This window comes from Streptomyces sp. 8K308, assembly GCF_004348315.1.
Classification (GTDB): Bacteria; Actinomycetota; Actinomycetes; order Streptomycetales; family Streptomycetaceae; genus Streptomyces.
This window is the reverse complement of record NZ_SMKC01000396.1, coordinates 1-6,079: the sequence shown is the minus strand read 5'-3', so window position 1 is coordinate 6,079 and position 6,079 is coordinate 1. Positions and strand designations below refer to the sequence as shown.

Genomic DNA, 6,079 nt, shown 5'->3' with positions numbered 1-6,079 from the left:
GGTCGGGGCGGTCGGGGCGGTCCCGGACGCCGGGCCGCGCTCACCGGCACCGGCACCGGCACCGGCACCGGCACCATCCGAGGCCTGATCGGCGACGGGGTGCGGCCGGGCCCCGACCGGGCCGCCTCACATGTTGTTCATGCGGTCGATGGTCGCCTCGAGTTCGGCCATCTCGGCGTCGGTGAAGGCACCGGGGGTGTGGATGTTCCGCATCTCCATCATGGTCCCGGACGACCAGCTGACGTGCAGGACGTCGCCGTCCATCACCAGGGCGGCGGTTCCCTCGTTCCAGGTCTGGGTGCCGTACTGATCGCAGCTGGTCAGGGTGAGGCGGCCGTCGCTGATGGTGCCCTGGCAGATGTCGCCCTCGACGTCGAAGTCCTCGTAGAACGTGACCTCGCCGTTCCGGATCTCGAGGTTGGAGGCGGACGGGTCGACGCCGGTGTACCAGTCGCCCTCGAGCTGTTCGAGGGTGAGCCGGCCGTTGCCGCCGCCCGTCGTGTTCCCGCCGCCGCTGGTCCCGCCGCTTGACCCGCCGGTGGTGACGTCGATGTCGACGTCGTCGTCACCGTCGTGCTGGCCGCCGGTGCTGCCGCTCCCGCCGCTGTCGCCGGACGAGGAGCCGCCGCCACGACCGCTCTTGCAGCCGCTCAGCACGAGCGCGGTCGCCACGGCGAAGACGGGCAGGGCGAGACGTATGGTCCTGCGCATGGGATTCCCCCTGAGGTGTTTCGACGGACGAGGGGAGCGTACGCACTCAACGGCGTGGGCGGGGCCGGGCGTTACGCGCTCGCCACATTCCGCGCGGCACTGGTACCTCCGTGACCGTTCAGCCCTCGGGCGGCGTCGGCCGGACGAGTCCCGTCAGCCGCTCGCCCACCACGGGGGCGATGGCCTCGGCGTAGGCCTCGCTCAGGTGGCTGTCGTCGCGGTAGACGGGGGTGTCGCTCACGACGACGGGGCAGTCGCCCGTGGCCGAGCAGAGCCACGGCGCCGGATCGATCACGGTGACGCCGGTCTCGCGCGCCACGTCCCCGGCCAGCTCGCGTCGCTCCCGGTTCTCGAAGGCCTCAGGGAGCCGGTGCGCACACCGGTCGAGCCGCAGCGGGAACGACGCGGCGCACTCGACCGCGTCCCCCCTCGGCCAGGGCGTGTCGAGGACGACGGCCACCTCGGCGGCCCCGCCCTCCCCTCCGCGGCGTCGACGCGGTCGCTCTCGGACCGTCTCCCCTCTTCGACGGCTGCCGGCGGCGACATCTATGTCATCGCCGCGGCACTTTTCTCCGGGGATCCGCCGTGGGTGGCGTGGTGGTGGCCGATGGGGCCGCGCGGGTCAGCGGCGCGGTCGCCGCGCCTGTCCCTCGTCCGCGCGCGCCGCGTTCTTCTCCCTGATGCGGGCCGCCTCCCTGCGGACCTCGGCCTGGGTGGCGCGCTCCCGCTCCAGCCACTCGGGCGGGTCGCCGCGCAGCGCGTCGATCTGCTCCGTGGTGAGGGCCTCGGTGACCCCGCCCCGCGCGAGGCCCGCGATGGAGACCCCGAGTCTGGCCGCGACCACCGGGCGGGGGTGCGGGCCCTCGCGGCGCAGGTCCCGCAGCCACTGGGGCGGATCGGCCTGCAGCGCGTCGAACTCGGCGCGCGAGACGACGCCCTCCTGGAACTCGGCGGGGGTGGCCGGGAGGTAGACGCCCAGCTTCTTCGCCGCGGTGGCGGGCTTCATCGTCTGGGCGGTCCGGTGCGAGGTCATGCCGCCAAGCGTAACGAGCGCGCGCCCTGGCCCTCGACCAGGACCGGATAGCCTGGCGCCGTGATGGACGTCGTGACGGACTCGGCAGCACCCCCCTCGTTCCGCCTGGCGTACGTGCCGGGCGTGACCCCGGGCAAGTGGGTGCGGATCTGGGGCGAGCGGATGCCGGACGTGCCGCTGACGCTCACCGGGGTGGTGGCGGCCGAGGCGTCGGACGCGCTGCGTCGGGGCGACGCCGACGCGTGCTTCCTCCGGCTGCCGACCGACCGCACGGACCTGAGCGTGATCCCGCTCTACACCGAGACGACGGTGGTCGTGGCCCCGAAGGACCACGTGGTGGCGGCGGTCGACGAGGTGTCGGTCGAGGAACTCGCCGAGGAGCTCGTGCTGCACCCGCTCGACGACACGCTCGACTGGGAGCGGCCGCCGGGGCGAGCCGCGAACGAGCGCCCCGCCACGACGGCGGACGCCGTCCAGCTGGTGGCGGCCGGGGTGGGGCTGCTCGTCGTCCCGCAATCGCTGGCCCGCCTCCACCACCGCAGGGACCTCACCTACCGGCCGCTGACCGGCGCCCCCGAGTCGCGGGTCGGTCTCGCGTGGCGGGAGGACCGGACGACCGAGCTGATGGAGGAGTTCGTCGGGATCGTCCGCGGCCGGACGGTCAACAGCTCACGCGGCCGGCCGAGGGATGCCGCCGCCAAGGCGAAGGGCGCCCAGGGTGCCAAGGACAAGGCGCAGTCGAAGGGCACGTCGAGGAGCACGTCGAGGGGCACTGCGCAGGGCAGGCGCCAGAACGCCGGCGCACGACGCGGCGGCCGGCCCCGCCGCCGTTCGTAGCCGCCGCAGTCAGGCGTCCGCGGCCCGGGTGAACCGGGTGCCCCAGTCGCGGAGCTGGTCACGGAGCTCGGGCGGGGCGACGACGTGGAAGTCGGCGTCCACGGAGCCGAGCGCCAGCATGGGCCAGCCCAGGTTGTCCGCGGTCATCAGGAGCCGGCAGCGGGCCGCGTCGACCTCCTCGACCACGCCCCAGCGGCCGACCCGGCGGCGGACGATCGGCGCCGGCGCCTCGACCAGGACCTCCACCTGGTGGGGCCGGGGCAGCTCACGCAGGCCGGCGCGGACGAACTCGGCGGCGTCGGCGGCGGGCAGCGGCCGGGGGCGGAACCGGCCGCCCGTGGTGCGGGGGTCGGTGAGCCGGTCTATCCGGAAGGTGCGCCAGTCGTGCCGGGTGAGGTCGTAGGCGACGAGGTACCAGCGACGGCCGAGGCAGACCAGCCGGTGCGGTTCGACGTGCCGCTCGGTGGGCTCGCCATCGGCCGAGGTATAGGCGAAGCGCAGCTGCTCGTCGTCCCGGCAGGCCAGGGCGAGGGTGGTGAGCGCGGCCGGGTCGAAGGACTCGTCGTCCGCCACCGGCCAGCCGGCCGGCACCGTCATGGCGTGCAGGGCCTCGACGCGCCGCCGCAGCCGGGCCGGCAGCACCCGCGCCACCTTGGACAGGACCCGGACCGACGGCTCGGCGACGCCCTCGACGGCGCCCTGCGCGCTGGCTCGCAACGCCGCGACCAGGGCGACGGCCTCGTCGTCGTCGATCACCAGCGGCGGCAGCGCCGCGCCGGCCGCGAGCTGGTAGCCGCCCTCGACGCCGCGCCGCGCCTCGACGGGGTAGCCGAGCTCGCGCAGCCGGTCGACGTCCCGGCGCAGGGTGCGGACCGAGACGCCGAGCCGGTCGGCGAGTTCGGTGCCCGGCCAGTAGCGGTGGGTCTGGAGCAGGGAGAGCAGCCGCAGGGTCCGTGAGCTGGTGTTCGCCATGGGAGCCAGTCTCCCGCGATTCAGGTCAGGAAGTGACCGGAGAGGGTCATAGCGTCGTTCTCGACCGACGGAGCGAGGACCACCGAGGAGAGGCGGAGACCATGACCGCTCAGGACGTGAAGCAGGACGTGACGCAGGACGTGAAGCTGGACGCGGAGCGCGCCACCCTGCTGGAGACGCTGGCGCTGCACCGGCACTTCCTGCGCCACACCGCGCGCGAGCTCACCGACGAGCAGGCCACCCGGCGGACCACCGTCAGCGCGCTGTGCCTGGCCGGGGTGATCAAGCACGTCTCCGCGCAGGAGCGGAGCTGGGCGTCGTTCATCCAGGAGGGCCCCGCGGCGATCGGCGACTTCACCGAGCTGACCGAGGCCGACCACGCCAGGTACGCGGACGAGTTCCGGCTGCTGCCCGGCGAGACGCTGGCCGGCGTGCTGGCCGCCTACGAGGAGACGGCCCGCAGGACGGACGAGCTCGTGGCCACCGTGCCCGACCTGGACGCCGACTGGCCGCTGCCGAAGGCGCCGTGGTGGGAGCCCGGCGCCCGCTGGTCGGTCCGCAGGACGCTGCTGGCCATCGTCGCGGAGACGGCGCAGCACGCCGGCCACGCCGACATCATCCGCGAGGCCCTGGACGGCGCGAAGACGATGGCGTGAGCGGCCGCCGGTGCGGACCGTGATCGACCTGCGCGCCGCCCGCGCCCGGCCGGCGGGGCGGCGCCAGGGTCTGGCTCACTCGTTCGGGCTCAGGGGGCCGGCGTGCCGGTGACCGTGGAGCCCGAGCGGGTGAGGACGTAGCGCACGGTGATGCCGCTCCAGAAGTGGAACGTCAGGTTGACGGTGGAGTTGTCGCGGACCTCGGCGAAGAACGCGGCGGGCAGGGTGATCTCCCCGCCGCTGTAGTTCGGCGAGAAGGCGGCCGCGAACTCCTTGTACGAGGTCCAGTTGTGCGGCCCCGCGAAGGTGCCGTCGGGGTAGACCGCCTGCATGGTGGCGAGTTGGTCGCCGTTGAAGGCGGTCGGGATGGACAGCCCGTTCGTCGTGCCCGTGGCGCTCCGCAGGGTCGGCGGGTCGTAGGTGATGACGTTCAGGTCCCACGGGACGCCGCGCGAGAAGCGGGCCGAGAGCACGGCGTTGACCCCGTACTGCTGGGACGCGGTGAGCCGGGCCAGGGTGGGTCCCGCGATGGTGAGCCGGTCGCCACTCACCGTGTAGTCGCTGCCCCGCACCAGCTGCCGCGAGCCGTGGTAGACGGAGCTCAGGGTGTTGCCGTTGAGGTTGAGGGCGATCGTCGCCGCGGACGGGGTCTGGCCGCGGCGGACGAAGATCTGGTCGGTCGCGGCGGTGGACGAGGCGGTGGTCCAGCTCGACCTGATCTGCCGGAAGAGGCTCGGGTCGTTCCACTGGAGCGTGGTGCGGTTGAAGTGCTGGCCGTTGTCCCACAGCATCGTGGTGAGCTGGCGGGAGCGCGCGTAGTTGCCGAGGAACTCGAAGAACTTCAGCTTCTCACCCTGCTCGATGACGCCGGTGTGGCGGTCGAAGCCGAGCAGCCCGTACTCGCCGATGATCACCGGGATGCCCCGGGCCGTGAACGCGTTGTGTACCCGGTCGAAGGTGTCGGTCAGGTCGCGTTGGGTCTCCGCGTCGAACCGGGTGTAGCCGGCGACGTTCACGCTGAACGGCCAGAAGCCGTAGAAGTGCACGGTGGCCACCAGGTTGGGGTCGTTCAGGGCCGTGAAGGTGGCCGTCAGCTCGTCGAGCCTGGCCTGGTCGGCGTTGGTGCGCAGGGTGGGGAGCACCAGGACGCGGGTGGCGTTGTTGCCGCCGGAGCGCCGGACGATGCCGTGGAACGCGGTGTTGAGCTCGTGCAGCAGCTGGGCGTTCTGCGCGTCGCCCGAACTGCCCTCGAAGAACGGCTCGTTGATGCTCTCGAAGAGGAGCCGGTCGGAGGAGCCGCGGAAGGTGTTCGCGATCTGGGTCCAGGTGGCGTTGAACCGGGCCAGCACGGCGTCGTGCTGGGTCGGCATGTTCATCACCCACTGCCAGGAGTCGTGGTGGACGTTGATCAGGACGTAGAGCCCTTCGGCCAGCGCCCAGTCGACGACCTCCCTGACCCGCGCCAGATAGGCCGGGTCGATGGTGTACGACGGCGCCGCGCCCTGGTGCTGGCTCCACGTCACCGGGATCCGCACGCTGTTGAAGCCCTGCGCCCTGATGGAACGCAGCAGCTCCCTGGTGACGCGCGGGTTGCCCCAGGAGGTCTCGTCGGAGCCGGTGGAGTCGAGGGTGTTGCCGAGGTTCCAGCCGGGCTGCATGGCAGCGACCGTGGTCTGGGCCGAGGCGGCGGCCGGCGGGCGACGTTCGGCGTCGGCGGCGTGCGCCGTGGGGGCGGCGATCGCCAGACCAAGCAGGGTGGCCAGCGCGGTGAGAGCGGTTAGCAGGGGCGTGAGCAGCGGATGTGTACGGCTCTTCACGGTCGTCCTTCCGTTCGATGCCGTGGGCATGGGGGTGTGGACATGGGGGGGTG

Annotated in this window: 7 protein-coding genes; 2 read left to right on the top strand and 5 right to left on the bottom strand. The window is 73.0% G+C overall.

Annotation, left to right across the window (positions count from 1 at the left end; genetic code table 11):
• Positions 1 to 126: 126 nt before the first annotated feature.
• The 3 genes from E1265_RS32325 to E1265_RS32315 form a co-directional block, all read right to left on the bottom strand.
• Positions 127 to 711 carry a hypothetical protein gene (locus tag E1265_RS32325; RefSeq protein ID WP_132934521.1) on the bottom strand — a complete coding sequence of 195 codons (585 nt, stop codon included), beginning with the start codon at positions 709 to 711 and terminating at the stop codon, positions 127 to 129.
• A gap of 118 nt (positions 712 to 829) precedes the next feature.
• Positions 830 to 1,171 (bottom strand): SGNH hydrolase domain-containing protein, encoded by a 342-nt coding sequence (locus E1265_RS32320; RefSeq protein WP_132934520.1) that lies wholly within the window; start codon positions 1,169 to 1,171, stop codon positions 830 to 832.
• A 162-nt stretch (positions 1,172 to 1,333) separates the two neighbouring features.
• A complete protein-coding gene (locus E1265_RS32315) occupies positions 1,334 to 1,744 on the bottom strand; it encodes a DUF5997 family protein (RefSeq protein WP_132934519.1) in 411 nt (136 codons plus the stop codon).
• A gap of 72 nt (positions 1,745 to 1,816) precedes the next feature.
• On the opposite strand from E1265_RS32315, the gene E1265_RS32310 reads away from it, so the two are divergent.
• Complete coding sequence (locus E1265_RS32310) at positions 1,817 to 2,581, top strand: LysR family substrate-binding domain-containing protein (protein ID WP_132934522.1); 765 nt, start codon at positions 1,817 to 1,819, stop codon at positions 2,579 to 2,581.
• A 9-nt stretch (positions 2,582 to 2,590) separates the two neighbouring features.
• On the opposite strand, the gene E1265_RS32305 is transcribed toward E1265_RS32310, so the two are convergent.
• Positions 2,591 to 3,553 (bottom strand): YafY family protein, encoded by a 963-nt coding sequence (locus E1265_RS32305; protein ID WP_132934518.1) that lies wholly within the window; start codon positions 3,551 to 3,553, stop codon positions 2,591 to 2,593.
• A 101-nt stretch (positions 3,554 to 3,654) separates the two neighbouring features.
• On the opposite strand from E1265_RS32305, the gene E1265_RS32300 reads away from it, so the two are divergent.
• Positions 3,655 to 4,209, top strand: a complete 555-nt coding sequence (locus tag E1265_RS32300; protein WP_132934517.1) for a DinB family protein — start codon at positions 3,655 to 3,657, stop codon at positions 4,207 to 4,209.
• Positions 4,210 to 4,298: 89 nt separating this feature from the next.
• Here E1265_RS32300 and E1265_RS32295 read toward each other — a convergent pair whose 3' ends face one another.
• Complete coding sequence (locus E1265_RS32295) at positions 4,299 to 6,026, bottom strand: cellulase family glycosylhydrolase (RefSeq protein ID WP_243741265.1); 1,728 nt, start codon at positions 6,024 to 6,026, stop codon at positions 4,299 to 4,301.
• Positions 6,027 to 6,079 lie beyond the last annotated feature (53 nt).